Below are 19,482 nucleotides of genomic sequence, written 5' to 3' on the forward strand. Positions count from 1 at the left end.
CGTATAGGGGGCGCCGCCCCCAATGAAAAAGGGGCCTTCCGGCCCCTTTTGTCATTCCCCCGGGATATTTTCCGCAGACTGACAGATCAGAAATGCAAGGCGCGCCCGTAAGCGTCGAGCACCGATTCATGCATCATTTCCGAGAGTGTCGGATGCGGGAAGACGGTGTTCATCAGGTCTTCCTCGGTGGTCTCGAGCGTGCGCCCGATCACATAGCCCTGAATCATCTCGGTCACCTCGGCGCCAACCATATGCGCGCCGAGCAGCTCTCCGGTCTTCGCGTCGAACACGGTCTTCACCATACCCTCGGGTTCACCGAGCGCGATGGCCTTGCCGTTGCCGATGAAGGGGAAGCGACCGACCTTGACCTCGTAGCCCGCCTCTTTCGCCTTGGCTTCGGTCATGCCGACCGACGCCACCTGCGGGTGGCAATAGGTGCAGCCCGCGATGGAGCCGGGCTTGATCGGATGCGCGTGTTTGCCCGCGATCACCTCGGCGACCATGACGCCCTCGTGGCTGGCCTTGTGCGCAAGCCACGGCGCCCCGGCGATATCGCCGATGGCATAAAGACCCTCGACCCCGGTGCGGCAGAATTCGTCCACTACGACATGGGTGCGGTCAATCTTGACGCCGAGCGCCTCAAGGCCCAAGCCCTCGACATTGCCGACGATGCCGACCGCCGAGATCACAGTGTCGAACTCTTCGGTCGAGGTTTTGCCGCCCGCCTCAAAATGCGCGGTGACCTTGCCCTTGGCGCGGTCGAGCTTGGTGACCGTGGTCTTTTCCCGGATCTTCATGCCTTGCTTTTCGAACTGCTTCTTGGCGAAGGCCGAGATTTCGGCATCTTCGACCGGCAGCACGCGGTCCATCACCTCGACCACGGTCGTATCCGCGCCGAGCGTGTTGAAGAAGCTGGCGAATTCGATGCCGATCGCGCCCGAGCCGATCACCAGAAGCTTTTTGGGCATCCGTTTTGGCACCAGCGCGTGCTTGTAGGTCCAGACGAGATCGCCATCCGCCTCAAGGCCCGGAAGCTCCCGCGCCCGTGCGCCGGTGGCCAGCACGATCGCCTTGGCGGTCAGCTCTTCGGTGCCCTTGTCGGTCTTGACCGAGACCTTACCCTTGGCCGGGATCGTCGCCGCGCCCATCACCACCGTGATCTTGTTCTTCTTCATCAGGTGGCCGATGCCGCCAGAAAGCTGTTTGGCGACGCCGCGCGAGCGTTGCACCACCGCGTCGAGATCGTAGCCGATCTTGTCTGCCGATAGACCGAAATCCTTGGCCCGCTCCATCAGGTGGAACACTTCGGCCGAGCGCAGGAGCGCCTTGGTCGGGATACAGCCCCAGTTGAGGCAGATGCCGCCCAGATGCTCGCGCTCAATGATTGCGACATTGAGGCCAAGCTGAGCGCCGCGGATGGCCGCGACATAGCCTCCCGGGCCTGCGCCGATGACGATCATGTCGAAGCTTTTCGCTGCCATGCTTTCCTCCTTCAGAAATTAGTTTGGCATTAAACTAATTTTTCCCGCGCTTCAATGGCCCTGTTCTTCAAGGGCCTTTGCATAGCCACCATCGGCCAGAAACTGCCGCTCTTCGGGGCTGGACACCCGCCCCAATGCCGCATTGCGCCACGGAAAACGGCCAAAGCGCGCGATCACGGCGCGGTGGGCGCGCGCGTGGCGCAGGTTGTCCCCCGGCATCCGCTCGGCAAAGAGATCGACACCCTGATCCTGCGCTGTAAGGGATTCGGCGTGCATGAAGGGCAGATAGAAGAACTGCCGCAGCGGCGGCGCGATCTGGCAATCATGGCCACGAGCAATGGCCTCCTGTGCACGGGCAAGGGCTGCGGCATCGGTCGCAAAGCTCTCTGGCGCGTCGCGGAACATGTTGCGCGGAAACTGATCGAGCACGAGGATCAGCGCCAACGCGCCCTCTGCACTCCCCATCCAGTCCGCGCAGGCCCCGTCCCGCGCGGCGCGCCACAGCCCTTCGAACCGCGCGCGCACCTTCTGGTCGAGCGCGGCATCGCCCCGATACCAGCCGTCGGGGCCAACCTCGCGCCAGAAGGCGATTACCTCTTCGACCTGTGTCATCCACCCCTCCCCTGTCTGCCGGTTCAGGCTGACGCAGAGGGGGCGCCGGATCAACCCTGTTGCGGGCCTTGCGGATCGGCCTGATGGTCCTCGGCTTCCTCATGGGCGGCCTCCATCGCAGCCTCGACAGCGACCGGGGTGGCCGTGGGCGAGAGCACGGTGAAGGCGCCGGTTTCCTCGACCGAGAGCGCCGGGCGGCGCGTCATCCGCCATAGCGCATAAAGCGCGAGCGCAACGTTGAGCACCGCCAAGTAGAGGAAGAACCCGCGCGCGCCGGTGCTCTCCATCAGCCAGCCGGTGACGACAGGGCCGGTCACCGCGCCCACCCCGTTGATGAACATCAGCCCCGCCGACGCCGAAGCCATGTCGGAATTGTCGAGGAAGTCGTTGGTATAGGCCAAGAGCAACGAATAGAGCGGGTTCGCAACGCCGCCGATCACCGCCGCGCCGACCAGCAGCACCACGAAGGGCGGCTGGAGTGCAAAAACGATCAGCATCGCCAACCCGCCCACCGCGCTCAGCGCGAGAATCAGCACGCGGCGGTCCATCCGGTCCGACACCCAGCCGATCGGGTATTGTGCGAACAGCCCGCCCACATAAATCGCCGCGACGAAGGTGGAAATTTCACCGACCGACAGCCCCGCCATAGTGCCCCAGACCGCCGCCATCCCGAACAGTGCCGAAAACACGCCCCCCATCAGGAAGATGCCCACGCAGCCCAGCGGCGAGGCCTCCCACAGGCGCGCAAAGCTCATCCGCTGGATCGTGGCGAAGGGCGGCGCGGGCGACGCCGAAAGCAAGATCGGCGTGAAGGCGAGCGACACCAGAACCGAGGGGATCACGAACAGCAGATATCCCGCCGGATCGCCCGTATTGATGAGCAATTGCGCTGCGATGATGCCCAGCATCTGCACGATCATATAGGCCGAGAGCGCCTGCCCGCGGGTCTCATTGGTCGAGGAGGCGTTCAACCAGCTTTCAGCGGTGATGTAGACGCCAGAGAAGCTGAAGCCGATCAGCACCCGCATCGCGATCCAAAGCGCCCAATGCGGGGCAGCGGCATAGAGGATCAGCACCGCCGAGATCAGCGAACCGAGCGCCGCAAAGACGCGCACATGGCCGACGCGCTGGATCAACCCGGGAACAGTGCGCGAACCGAACAGGAAGCCAGCGAAATAGGCGGACATGACCAGCGACATCTCGAAGGTGGCAAAGCCCTCGATCTCGCCCCGGATACCCAGAAGCGTGCCTTGCATCCCGTTGCCCACCATCAGGAACAAGATACCCAGCAGCAGGGCCCAGGATTGTTTGAGAACCGTCAGCATGGCCCTACCCTCGCAGATCGAAAGACGCCCCGTCTAGCCCCGTGGCACGGGCCATTCCGTCCCAAAGACGACATCAAGGGATCAAAAGCGACGCATCCCCATACGAGAAGAACCGATACCGTTGCGTCACGGCGTGGTCGTAGATGCGCCGGATACGATCCGCGCCCATCAGCGCCGAAACCAGCATCAGGAGCGTCGATTTGGGCAGGTGGAAATTGGTCATGAGCGCGTCGGTTACGCGGAATGTGTAACCGGGATAGATGAAAATATCGGTCGTGCCGCGAAACGGCGCGACCTGCCCGCTCGCAGCCGCGCTCTCGATCAGGCGCAGCGCTGTGGTGCCGACCGGAATCACCCGCCCGCCCGCCGCCTTGGTCGCCGCGATCTCGGCGGCGGCGGTCTCGGTGACCTCTCCCCATTCAGCATGCATCTTGTGGGTGGTCACGTCCTCGACCTTGACCGGCAGGAAAGTGCCCGCACCGACATGCAGTGTCACCTCGGTGAACTGCACCCCCTTGGCCGCGAGACGTTCCAGCATGTCCCGCGTCAGGTGCAGGCTTGCGGTCGGCGCCGCAACCGCGCCCGCGTGGCGCGCGAATACGGTTTGATAATCGGTCGTGTCGGCCTCGTCAGGCGCGCGAAGCGCCGCGATATAGGGTGGCAGCGGCATCGCACCCGCCTCCGCCAATGCCGCGTCGAAATCCGCGCCCGCACAGTTGAAGTCGATCCGCATCTGCCCTTCGGAGATTGCCACGACCTGCGCCGAGAGCTTCTCCGAGAAGCGGATCTCCTCGCCCGCGCGCAGTTTGCGCAACGGCTTGGCCAGCGCCATCCAGCCGCCCTCGGGGGCCGGTTCGAGCAGCGTCACCTCGATCTTCGCCGTGACCTCACCCTGCGCCGAGTGGCGCGTGCGCGTGCCCGACAGCCGCGCCGGGATCACCTTGGTGTTGTTCAGCACCAGCCGATCCCCGGGCCGGAACAGATCCGGCAGAGCGCGCACATGCAGATCGCGGATCGTGTCGCCCTCGGCGACGAGCAGCTTGGCGCTTTCACGCGGGCTGGCGGGCCGGGTTGCGATCAGCGCCTCGGGCAGTTCGAAATCGAAATCGTCGAGTTTCATTCGCTCAGAACCTCTGGCGGTGCGCGGCGGAAAATCTCGCGGAACATGCCGGGCGTCAGGATCGAGAGCGGGTTGACCGTGATTTGCGGCGCGTCCTTGGACCCCGAGAGCCGATAGGTCACACCGAACAGCCCCTCGCCGCGACGGGTGAGGATCTGACCGATCCCGTTGAGCAAATAGAACGGCGAAACAACGCCTTGCATGTCGATCTTCCCGCTGGACGGATAGAAATTGCCCTGCATCGTCACCCCCATGGAAGCGCCGATAGCCTCGCCCCTTGTGACGCTGACCCCGTTGGGCGTCAAGCGAAAGGCCCCGTCCACCTCGGAGAAGAGCAACCCCTCTCCGTTGAGCTGTTCGAGCAGCCCGATCACCGAGGCCGCCGACAGCAGAGACGCCAGAACCGGGGCGTTGCGCACCCGCAGATTGGCCATTTTTACCTGCCCGTCATAGGTCTCGCGCCCCGACGGCGTCAGGGTCATATCGAGGCTGCCACCCCGTGCACGATCAAAGATGCCGGCCGCGGCCATCGCCTGCCCGGCATCGTCCGCGCGCAGCCGGACCGCGCTGCGGCCCGACCTGTGCGGCGCGAGCGTGCCCACAACCGGGGCCGCGCCATTGATGCGTCCGTTGAACGTGCCGCTGAACCCGCCACGCGTCGAAAACTCCCCCCGGAACCCGGTGAGCGCAATGGAGTCGCTCACCTGAAGCCGGTCTAGCGCAGCGGTGATCTTGCCTCCGCCCGCACCGCCCCCGCTGCCCGATCCGGCAGTGAACCGGCGCAGGTCGAAGCGCCCCTCGCGCACCACCACATCCGGGGCCGCGCCACCGCGCCCCACGAGATCGGCGGCACCGGTGAACCAGTTGGCGATGGCCAGCCGGTCGAACCGCGCGCGCTCCAGCCCGCCTGCCGCGCGCAGGGTCAGATTGCCCTCGGCGCTGAGCCCCGGCGCCTCAAGGGTCAGCGCCTCCACCGTCGGCGGCTGGCCAAGCGCCCCGCTGAGCGCCAAACGTCCCGTGCTCTGCGCCCCCATCGCAAAGCCGATCTGCGGGATCGAAAGCGCGATGCCCTTAAGGTCGGTTGCCACGTCATAGCGCGTCGGCTCTCCGCGTCGCAGGTCAAGCCGCACCCGCCCCCAGCCTTTCCCCGTCAGCGCCCCCCGTGGCAAAGCAATATCAAAGGCGTCAAGCGCGGCGGGGGTGATCTGCACATGGCCCTCGACGGTCGAACTCCCCTGGGCTTCGGGCCCGAATGCCTGCGACCAGCGCGCGTCGAAGGGCACGCCGGAAAGCGCGCCCTTGCCCGAGAGGCTGATCCCCGCCCGGTCGGCCCGCAAATCGAAAGCCTCGGCGGTAAGCGTGCGCCCCGGAACGATCTTTTCAGAGGACACCTCAGTCAGGCGTGCGGTCACGTCAAAGCTGACATCCTCGGGCGCAACCTTTTGGGCCAGCCGCAATTTCAGCACCGTCAACGCATCGGCCCAGCCCTCGGCCAGATCGGTCGGCTGCCCGGCCTTGCGCATGAATTCAAACGGCGGCTGATCGAGCAGCGAGAGCGCCGCCGGGATCTGTGAGCGGGTGCGCAGCTTGACCACCGCGGGCGGCGGCTTGATGCGCACATCGGGCACCACCATGACCGTGTCCGCCACCTCGACCGAGCCACCCGAAGGGGCGACGACATGGCCTTCCTCGACCATCAGCCCATGACGCTGCCCCAGGATCGCGGCAAAGCCCCGGCCCTGCTTCACATTGGGCAGCGTGCGCAAAATCCGCACATCCGCCCCGCGGAATTCGTAATTGAGTGCCAGTTCCGGCTCTTCGGCGGGCCGAATGCGCAGCGCGGCACGGACATTGTGCAGCTCGCCCGTAGTGACGTTCTGCGCCACCCAGTCACGGGTCTTGGGCACCACGAAGGTCGGCCAGAGCGCCAGCATCCGCTCGGCTCCGATCGCGTTGATCGCGGTATCCAGCGCAACATGCCAGCCCTGCGCGCGGACTCGTGCGCCGCCGCGCATCGAGATCCGCGTCTCCTCGCTGTGAAGCTGCACCTGCCCCAGTTCGACCTCGAACGGGTCGAGCCGGAGGCGCAGATCGACCTCGCCGCCCGAAAAACGCGCGGGGGATTCAAACAGGCCCTCGGGATCGAGTTGCAGATCGGTAATCTGCACCTGACCGAGGATCGAGCGCGGCAGGCCCCGCTCAAAATCGCGGATCAGGGTCTGACCATTGGCGCGCAGCCGGATCGCTCGGCTGTCAAACCGCAGATCGGTGAACGAGACCCTCTGCGCGACCGGGTCGTAACCAAGATAGACCTTGCCGCCATCGAAGGGGATCGCGGCTACCGCCGGATCAGGATGCACCGCGCCCGCCCCGATCTCGAGCACCGCATTCATCCCGGTCAGCGCCCCTGCATCGTCGAGCCCGGAGCGCAGCGAGCCGGAAATCGGCGCATCAAGCACCTGCAAGGCCGCAAGCGCAGGCGATTGCACCGCAAGATCGCGCGCCGGCACATCGGTGATCGTCGCGGCGAATTCGGCCGCGCGCCCGCGTTTGCGCGTCGCCCCTGTCACCGAAACCCGCGCGGGCACCTCGCCCGCCGCCGCGATCTGCACATCAAGCGCCATCGCGATCTTTTCGTCATCTTGCGTCAGCCGCATCTGGTCGCCGCTCAGATGCCAGACCCGCCCCAGCCGCAGATCGTCCACGCGCAGCGCGACATTCTCGATTTGCACGCGCTCGAGCATGGCAAGGGCCGGCACCTCGAAGACACGCTCGAATTCTTCGACCGCTTCGGACAGGCTCGCCACCGCGATCGCGGGCATCTCCTGCCCCTGGTTGAACCCGAAATCGAACCGTCCATCTTCCAGCCGTCGCAGCGCGATCTGCGCGCCCCGGATCCGAAAGCCGCGCGGCACGACATGGCCGCGCAGCAGCGGTTGCGCATAAAGCGTCGTGCGCAGCTCGGGAAAGACCGCGATGGTGGTGCCGTTCGCCCGCGTCAGCTCGACATCGTGAAAGCGCACCCGCGGCACGATCCCCTCGTCGACGATGACATCCGCCCCCCCCGCGAGCGTGACCGTCATCCGCCCCGCTAGCGCCGCGTTGGCGCGCGCCTCGAAGCGGGTCACCATCCAGTCAGGAAACGACAGCGCGCGATGGGTGATCGCCAGCGCCAGAAACACCACGACCAACCCGACAATCGGGAGGCTCATCAAGAGCCACAGCCCGAAATGCCCGGCCTGCCGATGCAGCCCCGGCCCGCGCCCTTGCGGGTCGGCCGCCTGCGCCTCGGGGGGCGCCGGATCGGGAAGCTGCGTCATCCTACCTCGTCCTCGGATCGGTTTTTCTTTGTCTTGAACTTTATAATTGCGCAAGGCGGGCTAGAACGTAAGCCAAAAGCAATTGACGGAGGTCCCAAATGATCGCGATTGGCGAAACCGCGCCTGATTTCACCCTGCCGCGCACCCAGACCGGAGCCGGTTCCGGTTCGGAAACGCTGACCCTCTCGGCGCTGCGGCCCGCACCGGTGGTGCTCTATTTCTACCCCAAGGACGACACCCCCGGCTGCACCACCGAGGCGCTCGATTTCACCCGGCTTGCCGAGGAATTCGCCAAGGCAGGCGCCGTTGTCGTCGGTATCTCCAAGGACACCCCCGCCAAGCACGACAAGTTCTGCACCAAGCACGGGCTGGGCATCACGCTTGTTTCGGATGCCGAGAGCGATACCTGCGAGCGTTACGGCACATGGGTCGAGAAGAACATGTATGGCAAGACCTACATGGGCATCCAGCGCGCGACCGTGCTGATCGGCGGGGATGGCAAAGTGCTCGAGGTCTGGGACAAGGTGAAGGTCAAGGGCCATGCCGAGGAGGTTCTCGCACGGCTGCGTGATCTGTCCTGAAGCTCGGCGAATAAGCCCCCGCAAATAGGCGAAAAATCGCCCAAGGCCGCCCTCGGCCCGGACAATGGGTCGCGGCACGGCCATTAACGGTTGCGCCGCGCCGCCCCCCCTTGTTAAGCCCTTGCTGCGCGCCCCTCCCTGACGGGCGCGCCTTTGCAGGTTGAGACCCGCGAAGTCGTCGGAACGAGAGCAGGACTTACGGTTTGCACAGACGCATCCTTGATCGCGCCAATTCGGGGCTTGAGAAATGGCTTCCCGAACAGCGCCTCTTCATGAAATCGGACAGCGCCACGCGCTTCGTGCGGCTGCGTCCGCTGACACAGGCCGGGGTTCTGGCCGCGGGCGGGCTGTTGTTCACATGGTCGGTGATCGCAACCGCGATGCTGTTCATCACCGGGATTTCCTCGGGTCCGGGCGACGATCAGGGCCAGATTTCCACCGCCGCTTTCGAGGCGCGTCTCGAAACCCTCTCGCAAGAGCGCGACACCCGCGCCAAGGAAGCCGCGGATGCACAAAGCCGGTTCCAGCTCGCGCTGGAGCAGGTCTCGCAAATGCAGTCGCAACTGCTCAGCTCCGAAGAGCGCCGCCGCGAGCTTGAGACCGGGATCACCGTGATCCAGTCGACCCTGCGCCGCACCATGATCGAGCGTGACAGCGCCCGCGAGGAACTCGCCACGCTACAGACCGGCGATGCCGCGACGCCGGGTCAAAGCCTCGCTGCGCGCGCCGACGAAATGGAAAAGACGCTCGACGTGCTGACCTCTGCGCTTGGCGAGACCGCCGAGGAACGCGACAGCGCCACGCTCGAAGCCGAGGCCGCGCGCCTTGAAGCCGAGCAGATCGCGCTGGAGAAACGCCTCCTCGAAGAACGCAACGACGAGATTTTCACCACGCTTGAAGGCGCTGTGAAAGTGTCGATGGAGCCGCTGGACCGCATGTTCAAGGCCGCGGGCATGAGCCCCGACACGATCCTGAACCAGGTGCGCCGCGGCTATTCCGGCACGGGCGGGCCGCTCTCGGCGATCTCGCTTTCGACCAAGGGCACGCCGGGCAGCGATCTCGACGCAGAGCGCGCCTCGGGCATTCTCGATCGGCTCGACGAGATGAACATGTATCGCATCGCTGTCGATCGCCTGCCCTTCGCCATCCCGGTCAAGCAAGGCCAATTCCGTTTCACCTCGCCCTATGGCCATCGCTGGGGCCGGCTCCACGCCGGGGTCGATCTCGCTGGCCCCGTGGGCACGCCGATCTACGCGCCCGCCGACGGTGTCGTGCTCAAGGCGGGACGCGAGTCGGGCTATGGCAACGTGATCCGCATCCAGCACGATTTCGGCATCCAGACCGTCTATGGCCACCTGTCCAAATTCCGCGTGAAGACCGGGCAAAAAGTCTCGCGCGGGGAGAGGATCGGTGATATGGGGAACACCGGTCGGTCCACCGGGCCGCATCTGCACTATGAAATCCGGGTGGGCGGTTCACCCATCAACCCGATGAAATTCATCAAGGCTGCACAAGATGTTTTCTAAGAGCAAAATCCACGAGCCCGGCCCCAAGGCCGCGCAGGACTCCGACAAGGCCAAGGGCCCCGAAACCAGCCCGATCCCGGCACGTCCGGCGGGTGACTTCACGCCCTCGATGCCGCGCACCAAACCGGCCGCTTCGGTGCTATCCTCGGATCTCACCGTGACCGGCAACATCAAGACGACCGGCGACATTCAGGTCGAAGGCGTCGTCGAAGGCGACATCCGCGCGCATCTGCTGACGGTGGGTGAAACCGCGACGATCCGCGGGGAAATCATCGCTGATGACGTGGTGGTCAATGGCCGCGTCGTGGGGCGTGTGCGTGGCCTCAAGGTCCGTCTGACCTCGACCGCCCGCGTCGAGGGCGACATCATCCACAAGACCATCGCCATTGAATCAGGCGCCCATTTCGAAGGCTCCGTTCAGCGTCAGGACGACCCGCTGCAAAGCGGTCAGGCCACGCCGAAACTCGCGCCGCCCGCGGCACCGGGCACCGAGAGCGACGCCTGAGCGCAAGACGATCCGAAACAGATGAAGGGCGGCCCCGAGGGACCGCCCTTTTTTCATGTCTGCGTGGCCCGGATCAGGCCGTCAGGTGGCGATACATATGCCAGCTCGCATGACCAAGAATCGGCAGCACTACGAAGAGGCCGATAAACGCCGGCAGCATCCCGAGGAACAGCAGACCCGCGATCGTCGCCGCCCAGATCGCCATCGAGGCCGGGTTGGCGAGCACCGCCTGCACCGAGGTGATGATCGCGGTGATAAAGTCGATCTCGCGCTCCAGCAGAAGCGGCAATCCGACCACGGTAAAGGCGAAGAGCACGGCGGCGAAAGCGGCTCCGACGGCTGTTCCAAAGCTCAGCATGGCCAGCCCGTTCGCACTCAGCAGCACGTCGATCGGGGAGGTATTCCCGCTGAACGCCTTGGTTCCGAGGAACAGCGCGAAACTGGTATGAGCGATGAAAATCCAGAACATGAACAACAGCAGGATGACCACTGACATCGAGGGCATCTGACGGTCCTTCTGGGCAAAGACCACGCCCAGCACGTCGCGCCACAAAAGCGGCTCGCCCGCCTCGATGCGACGGCTGACCTCATAAAGCCCAATCGCCGCGAAGGGCGCGAAAAGCGGGAAGCCGAGCATGAACGGCACCAGCCACCATTCCCGCCCATTGGCCGCGAAGACCAGATAAAGCACGATGCCCCCCAGCACATAGACCAGCGAGAAAAAGATCCCGAAGGCCGGGGCGCGAAGAAAATCCCGCATCCCAAGGCGCAGAACCTCGGGGATCGCCGCGACCGGCATATCCTTGATCTGCGGAAGTTCTGACGGTTCTGATGGGCGCTCCATCACTTGCTGCATCGGCTCTCTCCCTCATGCTGTAAGGCGTGGGATGCGTTGGCCCGGAACCTCTTCATGGCATTGCCGGCCCTCCCTGCCTGCTATGCCGATCCGTCCGCCTGCGGCATCCCGCCGCAGCTCCAGAATGATCGGGGCGAAGCGGATTTGGCAAGAAAATCTCTCGCGGCAGCGCAGCATCGCGGTCCGGATGCGCGGGCGCGCGCACCGGATGGCTAAAGGATTTCTGAAAAAGGAACGGGCCCTCGGGTCTCAGTGTCCCAAGGCATCAAGCGCCGATTTGAGCTGCGCTTCGACGGCCTCGCCGCCAGAAAGCTCCAGAATGGGTTCCTTGCGTCTTGCCAGCCAGTCTCGGTGGCGTTGCAGCGAGCGCCCCGAAAAATAGGGATCGTCATAACCTGCCGCCCATTTCAGAAAGGCCGCGTGGTTATGCGCCATATCGCCGCCCGGACGGATACGGTCTCCAAACCGCGCGCCTTCGCGCTTGCGCAGCCGCGCGAGCCGAAGCGGCGTCGGAGCGGTCACGAATACGATCAGGTCCAGCCCCTTGAGGATCGGCTCGCCCCAACCATCGGCGGAGCCCGACAGAACCCAATCGCCGCCCGCCTTGGCCTGCGCCTCAAGGATCATCTCGATGCGCTCGACAGCGGGGCGTTTGTCGGTGAAGGGAATGGCGCTTTCGCGCCAGTAATAGTCATCGGTATCGAGATGGGTGACCCCCAGATGCGCGGCAATCGCGCGCCCAAGGGTCGAGGTTCCAGACCCCGCAGCGCCAGTCAGATAGACCCGCGCCGCCACCCGATCAGTCGTCCGCTTGCGCGTCGGCGCGAGACTTGCCCTCGACGCCCATCGCCAATGTTGCCGCCATCAGACCGTCGAGATCACCGTCGAGCACCCCTTGCGTGTCCGAAGTCTCAAACCCCGTCCGAAGGTCCTTCACCATCTGATAGGGTTGCAAGACGTAGGACCGGATCTGGTTGCCCCAGCCCGCCTCGCCCTTGGCCTCGTGGGCCTCGTTGATGGCGGCGTTCCGCCGGTCCAGCTCCATCTGGTAGAGCCGCGATTTAAGCGCGTTCATCGCGATCTCGCGGTTCTGGTGCTGCGATTTCATCGACGAGGTCACGACGATATTGGTCGGGATATGGGTGATCCGCACCGCCGAGTCGGTGGTGTTGACGTGCTGACCGCCCGCACCCGAGGAGCGGTAGGTGTCGATCCGAATCTCGGACGGGTTGATGACGATGTCGATATTGTCGTCGACCACCGGATAAACCCAGACCGAGCAGAAGGACGTATGCCGCCGTGCCGCCGAGTCGTAAGGCGAGATCCGCACGAGCCGGTGCACGCCCGATTCCGATTTCAGCCAGCCATAGGCGTTGGGGCCGGAAATCTTGTAGGTCGCCGATTTGATGCCCGCCTCTTCGCCGGGGGTCTCGGCCTCAAGCTCGACGTCGTAGCCTTTTTTCTCGGCCCAGCGGACATACATCCGCGCAAGGATCGAGGCCCAGTCGCAGCTTTCCGTGCCGCCCGCGCCCGAGTGAATCTCGAGATAGGTGTCGTTCCCGTCCGCTTCACCATCGAGAAGCGCTTCAAGTTCCTTCGAGGCCGCATCAGCCTTCAGCGCCTTGAGCGCGGATTCGGCCTCCGAGACGATCTCGGCATCGTCCTCCATCTCGCCCAGCTCGATCAGCTCGACATTGTCGGTCAGCTCGCGCGCGATGCGTTGATAGGTCTCGTATTTGTCCATCAGCTGCTGACGGTCGCGCATCAGCTTTTGCGCGCGCGCCTGATCGTCCCACAGCGTGGGGTCCTCGATCATCGCGTTGAATTCCTCGATCCGGTGCGGCGCGGTCTCGAGATCGAGCCGCTGCCCCAGCAGGGTCAGGGATTTCTTGATCGCATCGACGGTGTTTTGCGTCTCGGCGCGCATGGGGTCGGTCCTTCGTATCGGTCTTGGGCGGGTGATAGCGCGAAGCCGGGCGGCGGGCAAGCGCCCGGCCCGGCTTTGGGTTCGCCACGCGTGTCAGTAAAGCCCGCCGGAACTCAGCGTGCCGAAATCGGCCTTCTTCGGGATCACCTTCTGCTGGCCGGTCGAGGTGGTGATGGCGGTGCCGCCGACATCGTCCTCACCCGGTGCGAAGAGCGGCAGGTTCATCCCCATCGCAAAGCCACCGTCGATCACGATCCCCAGCCCGGCCATGTCCTGACCGTCGCGCAGATATTCCGAGACGACGAAATCGCCGGTCGCGTCTGCGGACAGACGCTCACCGGTGAAGCGGTTGATCTTGACCCAGTGCCCCCCCGGCGGAACGCGGAACTGCGAGCCGCCGAATTTCTTGACGGCTTCCTTCATGAATTCGTTGAAGACCGGCACACAAAGCGTGCCGCCATAGGCGCCGCGACCAAGGCTGCGCGGGTTGTCATGGCCCATGTAGCAGCCCGCCACGATATTCGAGGTATAGCCGATGAACCAAACATCCTTGGCGTCATTGGTGGTCCCGGTCTTGCCCGCAACCGGCACCGGCAGGTTCACGCCCTTGCCCGAGCCGCGCTTGACCACGCCTTCCATCATCGAGGTCAGCTGATAGGCGGTGATCGCATCCATCACCCGCTCGCGGTTCGAGACCACGCGCGGACCGAGCCCGGCGGCGAGGTTCGGGTCGCTACAATCCGCGCAATCGCGCTGGTCGTGACGGTAGATCGTGCGCCCGTAGCGGTCCTGCACGCGGTCCACCAGCGTCGGCTCCACCCGCTCGCCGCCATTGGCGAACATCGCATAGGCCGCGACCATCTGGAACATCGTGGTTTCCTGTGCGCCAAGCGCGTTGGCGAGGAACGGACGCATCGGATTGTAGACGCCGAAGCGCTCGGCATAGCCCGCGACGGTCTCCATGCCGATTTCCTGCGCGATCCGGATCGTCATCAGGTTCCGGGATTGCTCGATCCCGGTGCGCACGGGCGTCGGGCCGTAAAACTTGTTCGACGCGTTCTTGGGGCGCCACAGGCCCTGCGGCGTGTTGATCTCGATCGGGGCGTCGACCACGATCGTGGCCGGGCTGAACCCGGAGTCGAGCGCCGCCGCATAAACGAAGGGTTTGAACGACGAGCCGGGCTGACGCATCGCCTGCGTCGCGCGGTTATAGACGCTCGCCTGATAGCTGAAGCCACCCTGCATCGCGATCACGCGGCCCGTATTCACGTCCATCGCCATGAACGAGCCCTGCACCTCGGGCACCTGACGCAGTGTCCAGCGGATGAAGCTGCCATCCGCATCCGAAGTCATGGCCCGCACCAGCACCACATCGCCGACCGCGACCAGATCCGAGGCGACCTGCGCCTTGCGGCCCAGCTTGCCGTCGGGCAGCAGCTTGCGCGCCCATTGCACATCCTTGGCGGGCACCCAGTGACCGTCGTCATCCTCCGCGATCCCCTCGATCCCGATACGCGCGTCATTCTCGCCAAGCGCGAGCACCACCGCAGGCATCCAGCCCTCGATGTCGCGCGGCGCCTTGTCGGTCGGCACTTCGGCGAGCGCGGCGCGCCAGCTTGCTTCGTCGGTCAGGCGGTCGGCGGGAATGCTCACCCCGGTGCCGCGCCAGATGCCCTGATTGCGGTCGTAATCCTCAAGCGCATGTTGCAACGCTTTGGACGCCTGATCCTGCATCGCCGGATCGACGGTCGCACGGATCGTCAGACCTCCACCAAAGAACTCATCCTCGCCGAAGGTGCGCGAAAGCTGGCGGCGAATTTCGTCGGTGAAATAGTCGCGCGGCGGCAGCGCCTCGCGGAAGGGCGGGAAGTCGCCATTCTGCACCGAGCGCACCGGCTCCAGCCGCTCGGACTGATAGGTCGCCTCCGAAATATAGCCGTTCTGCCACATCTCGCGCAGCACGTAATTCCGGCGGCCCTGAAGCCGCTCCATGTTGCGCACCGGGTGGAAATTCGACGGCGCCGCCGGCATCGAGGCAAGGGTCGCGGCCTCGTGCGGGGCAAGCTCCGCCAGCGTCTTGTTGAAATAGGTCTGCGCCGCGGCCGCCACCCCGTAAGAGTTTTGTCCGAGGAAAATCTCGTTGAGGTAAAGCTCGAGAATTCGATCCTTGGACAGCGCCTCTTCGACGCGCGAGGCGAGGATCAGTTCCTTGATCTTACGCTCGACCGAGCGGTCCGAGGACAGCAGGAAGTTCTTCATCACCTGCTGCGTGATCGTCGAGGCACCGCGCACGTTCTGACCGCGTGATTTGACCGCATCGATCAGCGCCGCCACCATGCCACGCGCATCGTAGCCCTTGTGATGGTAGAAATTCTTGTCTTCGGCCGAAACGAAGGCGTTCTTGACCAGATCCGGCATGTCCTGAATCGGCACGAACAGACGGCGCTCCTGCGCGAATTCGTCGATCAGCCGGCCCTCGCCATTATAGATCCGCGAGATGGTCTTGGGCGTGTATTGCGCAAGCTGCTCATGGCTCGGCAAGTTGCTGGAATAATACCAGAAAATCGCGCCCAGCACCAACGCGCCGAAGAACGCCGCCGTCACCAGCCACGAGAACAGCCCACCGATCGAAGACATCACGAAACGGATCAATACGCACCCCCATGGGGCCATGCGCCCCCGATTGCGCCTGCGTATACCGCGCGCGCGCGACCGGGTCAAAACAACTTGCCCTCACGTTGGCGAGAAGTTGCGCCCGGTTTCCCCCGCCCGTCGGGCTATTGCCGCAAGAGCCGTGCCTCGGCCGCATCGGCCTGTGCCCAGGACTGCACGCCCGCGACGATGGCGCGAACCATGCGCGCGCGCCAGTCGGGGTCGAGAAGGCGCTTGCGGTCCGCCTCGGAGGACATGAAGCCAAGCTCCAGCAGCGCCGAGGGGATGTCGGGCGATTTCAGCACCGAAAAGGCCGCGCCCTGCACCGGATGGCGATGCATCTTGAGCCCCTCGCCCTTGATCGCCCCGGCCAGCACCTGCCCCAGACGGGTTGCACGCGGCTGTGTCTCGGTGCGCGCCAGATCCATCAGGATCGTTGCGACCTCGTCGTCATGGCCTTCAAGATCGACCCCGGCCAAAAGGTCGGCGCGGTCGTGGCGCTCGGCCAGCTTTTGCGAGGCCGAATCCTCTGCCTGCTCATCAAGCAGATAAACCGTCGCTCCCGTCGCCTGACCTTCCAGCACGGTATCGGCATGGAGCGAAAGGAACAGGTCGGCCCCCGCAGCCCGCGCCACGGTGATCCGCGTTTCAAGCGGCACGAAAACGTCCTCCTCGCGGGACATCAGCACCTCGACCCCGGCCCGGCGCAGCCCTTCCTTCAACTCGCGCGCGAAGCGCAGCACGATGTCGGCCTCCTGAAGCCCTTCGACCTCGGCCCCCGGATCAATCCCGCCATGGCCGGGATCGAGCACGACGAAGAGCGGACGCTCTCCCATCTGACGACGATGCGGCGGATCGGTGACGGCGGGTTGCGGCAGGTCCCAAAGCGCGGAATCCGACGCGCCCGAACGCGGCGCAAAAGCATCGGCGGAGACCGGCTCAAGCCGCACCCGGATGCGCGCCGTCCCGGCCAGCCCCTCGGTCTCTTCGACCGCCTCGACCAAGCGCGCGGGTCCCGAAAGCTCGGCCACGAGGCGCGACCAACCGGGCCGGAAGCGGCCCCATCGAACGGCCTCGATCAACCCGTCAAGCGCCAGCACCTCGGGCCGCTGGCCCGCGAAGTCGACCTCCCGGAAATCCATGACAAGCCGGGGCGGCTCGCCCAGAAGGTAGGCGCGATAGGGCACTGGTTGGCTCAGCCCGAGTGTGATCTCGGTTGCCTCCGCCTTTACAGTGACGCGGCTTTCGGCCGGGTCAAGCCGCGCCAGTGCCGAGAGGTCCTGCGCAAAGCCATACCCCGACCACCACAACGCGATCAGATAGACCAGCGCCACTGCCAGAACCGTGTAAAGTGCCCGTTTCATGCCCGCTCATGCCTTGGTGTTTTGCCCGACTATAGCGGCATTCGGCGTTGGGCGAAACGGCTCAGCCGTGCTTTGCCATGAAGGCCTGCAAGCGCGCCAGCCCCTCGACGATATCCGCAGTCTGACGCGCGTAAGAGAAGCGCAGGCTCTGCGCGCCGCGATGCGGGTCGAAATCAAGCCCCGGTGTCACCGCCACGCCCGCCTCTTCGAGGATCTGCTGCGCGAAAGCCCGGCTATCCTGGGTCAACTCCGACACATCGGCATAGACGTAAAACGCCCCGTCCGGCGGCGCGATCTTGTCGAAACCGGCCTTGGGAAGCCCCTCCAGCATCAACCGACGGTTCTCGGCATAAACCGCACGGTTCGCCTCCAGCTCGTCGATGCAGTCTAGCGCAGCCAAAGCCGCGATCTGGCTTGCATGGGGCGGGCAGATGAACATGTTCTGCGCCAGCCGCTCGATGGTGCGGACGTGATCCTCGGGGACCACCATCCAGCCCACACGCCAGCCCGTCATCGAGAAGTATTTCGAGAAGGAATTGATCACATAGGCCTGATCCGAGACCTCCAGCGCACTCACCGCGCGGTGCTCGTAATGGAGACCGTGATAGATCTCATCCGAGATGAAGCTGATGCCTCGCGCCTGCGCCGTGCCCATCAACGCCGACAGCTCGGGCTTGCCCAGCATCGTGCCAGACGGATTCCCCGGAGAGGCGACGATCAGGCCCTGAACGTCCTCGGATATCTCGTCCGGCACCGGCTGATAGCGGTTCTCGGGGCGCGTCGGAATGCCTACCGGCTCGACCGACATCGCGCGCAGGATCTGGCGATAGCTCGGATAGCCCGGCTCGCCGAGGGCCACCTTGTCGCCCGCCTCAAAGAGCGCCGAGAACGCCAGCAGGAACGCCCCCGAAGAGCCAGAGGTCACGACGACCCGCGCCGGGTCGAGCTCCACCCCATACCAGCCCCCATAAAGCGCCGCGATCCCCTCGCGGAGTGCCGGAAGCCCGAGCGCCACCGTATAGCCGAGCGCATCGTTCTCCAGCGCGGCAGCCAAGGCGGCGCGGGCGCCGGCGGGCGCTGGCGTGGACGGCTGTCCGACCTCCATATGGATGATGTGACGCCCTGCCGCCTCGGCTGCGCGCGCGGCCTCCATGACATCCATCACAATAAAGGGATCAACCTGTCCGCGGCTTGAGAAACGCATCCATTGCCTCCATTCTGCGCTGGTCGTTTCAGCGCGGATAGGCTGCACCACATCCAAGGTCAATGGTGAACGCCCGATATTGGACACCCGGTCGCAGCCCCGCCCCCTTGCGCCGCGCGCCGCAAATGGCCAGTTTGGCCCGAACCGCCCGTCAGGGCTCCACGCCCCAAAGGGCCTCGACCACAGGAAGACTTGATGACCCGTTCGATCCTCGCCGCGCTCGCGCTCTCCGCCGCTACCGTGATGCCTGCAAGCGCCTTCGACATCTCGGCGATGAGCGAGGCCGAAAAGGCCGCTTTCGGCGACGCGGTGCGCGAATTCCTGATGGCCAATCCCGAAGTGCTGATCGAGTCGATCAACGTCCTCGAAGAGCGCCAGCAGGCGCAAGCGGCCGAAAACGACAAGCTGCTCGTGCAGACAAACGCGAAAGACATCTTCGAAGACGGCTACTCCTGGGTCGGTGGCAATCCCGAGGGCGATGTGACCATCGTCGAATTCATGGACTATCGCTGCACCTATTGCCGCAAGGCCTATACCGAAGTCGAAAAACTGCTCGAACAAGACGACAATATCCGCTTCGTGGTCAAGGAGTTCCCGATCCTTGGCGAAGAATCCGAATTGTCGGGACGCTTCGCCGTGGCGGTGCACCAGCTTGCGGGCGATGAGGCCTACAAGACCATCCACGACGCGCTGATCGCGTTCCGGGGGGCCGTCACGCTCGACAGCCTGAGCAAGCTCGCCGAAAGCAACGGTCTCGACGCCGATGCGATCGTGAAACGGATGAACGAGGAAGAGGTGACGGCTGTGCTGCGTGCCAATCACCAGCTGGCTGAGCGCATGCGTATCTCGGGCACGCCCGCCTTCGTGATCGGCGGCGAGCTGATGCGCGGCTATGCACCCGTCGATGTCATGGCCAAGATCGTCAAGGATCAGCGCGGCTGAGCAAAGCCCACACAGAGACAAGCAAGGGGGGCTCTGCCCCCCTCTTTACTGCGTAAATTCACCCCCC

General features: G+C 64.8%; 15 protein-coding genes. 4 read left to right on the forward strand and 11 right to left on the reverse strand.

Annotation, left to right across the window (positions count from 1 at the left end; all coding sequences use genetic code 11):
- Nucleotides 1-86: 86 nt before the first annotated feature.
- The 5 genes from lpdA to P0X85_RS05910 all read right to left on the reverse strand — a co-directional run bounded on the left by lpdA (nucleotide 87) and on the right by P0X85_RS05910 (nucleotide 7,858).
- Nucleotides 87-1,481: a dihydrolipoyl dehydrogenase gene (lpdA, locus tag P0X85_RS05890; RefSeq protein ID WP_275809976.1), complete on the reverse strand. Its 1,395-nt coding sequence runs from the start codon at nucleotides 1,479-1,481 to the stop codon at nucleotides 87-89.
- 51 nt (nucleotides 1,482-1,532) lie between these two features.
- Nucleotides 1,533-2,093 carry a DUF924 family protein gene (locus P0X85_RS05895; RefSeq protein ID WP_275809979.1) on the reverse strand — a complete coding sequence of 187 codons (561 nt, stop codon included), beginning with the start codon at nucleotides 2,091-2,093 and terminating at the stop codon, nucleotides 1,533-1,535.
- A gap of 50 nt (nucleotides 2,094-2,143) precedes the next feature.
- On the reverse strand, nucleotides 2,144-3,418 hold the full coding sequence (locus tag P0X85_RS05900) for an MFS transporter (RefSeq protein WP_275809982.1): 1,275 nt from the start codon (nucleotides 3,416-3,418) through the stop codon (nucleotides 2,144-2,146).
- A gap of 73 nt (nucleotides 3,419-3,491) precedes the next feature.
- Entirely contained in the window at nucleotides 3,492-4,538 is a 1,047-nt protein-coding gene (queA, locus tag P0X85_RS05905; protein WP_275809985.1) for a tRNA preQ1(34) S-adenosylmethionine ribosyltransferase-isomerase QueA, read from the reverse strand.
- Nucleotides 4,535-7,858, reverse strand: a complete 3,324-nt coding sequence (locus P0X85_RS05910) for an AsmA-like C-terminal region-containing protein (protein WP_275809988.1) — start codon at nucleotides 7,856-7,858, stop codon at nucleotides 4,535-4,537. The genes queA and P0X85_RS05910 overlap by 4 nt, the downstream gene beginning before the upstream one ends.
- A 98-nt stretch (nucleotides 7,859-7,956) precedes the next feature.
- On the opposite strand from P0X85_RS05910, the gene P0X85_RS05915 reads away from it, so the two are divergent.
- From P0X85_RS05915 to P0X85_RS05925, 3 genes are all read left to right on the forward strand, one after another.
- Entirely contained in the window at nucleotides 7,957-8,439 is a 483-nt protein-coding gene (locus tag P0X85_RS05915) for a peroxiredoxin (RefSeq protein WP_275809991.1), read from the forward strand.
- Between the two features lie 203 nt (nucleotides 8,440-8,642).
- Entirely contained in the window at nucleotides 8,643-9,965 is a 1,323-nt protein-coding gene (locus tag P0X85_RS05920) for a M23 family metallopeptidase (protein ID WP_275809995.1), read from the forward strand.
- On the forward strand, nucleotides 9,955-10,470 hold the full coding sequence (locus P0X85_RS05925) for a bactofilin family protein (RefSeq protein WP_275809998.1): 516 nt from the start codon (nucleotides 9,955-9,957) through the stop codon (nucleotides 10,468-10,470). Before P0X85_RS05920 ends, P0X85_RS05925 begins: the two co-directional genes overlap by 11 nt.
- Before the next feature lie 73 nt (nucleotides 10,471-10,543).
- Here P0X85_RS05925 and P0X85_RS05930 read toward each other — a convergent pair whose 3' ends face one another.
- The 6 genes from P0X85_RS05930 to P0X85_RS05955 all read right to left on the reverse strand — a co-directional run bounded on the left by P0X85_RS05930 (nucleotide 10,544) and on the right by P0X85_RS05955 (nucleotide 18,473).
- Nucleotides 10,544-11,326 carry a DUF2189 domain-containing protein gene (locus P0X85_RS05930; protein WP_275810001.1) on the reverse strand — a complete coding sequence of 261 codons (783 nt, stop codon included), beginning with the start codon at nucleotides 11,324-11,326 and terminating at the stop codon, nucleotides 10,544-10,546.
- A 249-nt stretch (nucleotides 11,327-11,575) separates the two neighbouring features.
- Nucleotides 11,576-12,121 carry an AAA family ATPase gene (locus tag P0X85_RS05935; RefSeq protein ID WP_275810004.1) on the reverse strand — a complete coding sequence of 182 codons (546 nt, stop codon included), beginning with the start codon at nucleotides 12,119-12,121 and terminating at the stop codon, nucleotides 11,576-11,578.
- A gap of 4 nt (nucleotides 12,122-12,125) precedes the next feature.
- Entirely contained in the window at nucleotides 12,126-13,253 is a 1,128-nt protein-coding gene (gene prfB, locus P0X85_RS05940; protein WP_275810007.1) for a peptide chain release factor 2, read from the reverse strand.
- Nucleotides 13,254-13,346: 93 nt separating this feature from the next.
- Nucleotides 13,347-15,905: a penicillin-binding protein 1A gene (locus P0X85_RS05945; RefSeq protein WP_275810010.1), complete on the reverse strand. Its 2,559-nt coding sequence runs from the start codon at nucleotides 15,903-15,905 to the stop codon at nucleotides 13,347-13,349.
- Between the two features lie 125 nt (nucleotides 15,906-16,030).
- On the reverse strand, nucleotides 16,031-17,269 hold the full coding sequence (locus P0X85_RS05950; protein WP_275810013.1) for an N-acetylmuramoyl-L-alanine amidase: 1,239 nt from the start codon (nucleotides 17,267-17,269) through the stop codon (nucleotides 16,031-16,033).
- A 61-nt stretch (nucleotides 17,270-17,330) separates the two neighbouring features.
- Entirely contained in the window at nucleotides 17,331-18,473 is a 1,143-nt protein-coding gene (locus P0X85_RS05955; protein WP_275810016.1) for a pyridoxal phosphate-dependent aminotransferase, read from the reverse strand.
- 195 nt (nucleotides 18,474-18,668) lie between these two features.
- On the opposite strand from P0X85_RS05955, the gene P0X85_RS05960 reads away from it, so the two are divergent.
- Nucleotides 18,669-19,415 (forward strand): DsbA family protein, encoded by a 747-nt coding sequence (locus P0X85_RS05960; protein ID WP_275810019.1) that lies wholly within the window; start codon nucleotides 18,669-18,671, stop codon nucleotides 19,413-19,415.
- Nucleotides 19,416-19,482 lie beyond the last annotated feature (67 nt).

Origin of the sequence: Pseudothioclava nitratireducens, assembly GCF_029210495.1 — a bacterium.
Classification (GTDB): domain Bacteria; phylum Pseudomonadota; class Alphaproteobacteria; order Rhodobacterales; family Rhodobacteraceae; genus Pseudothioclava; species Pseudothioclava nitratireducens.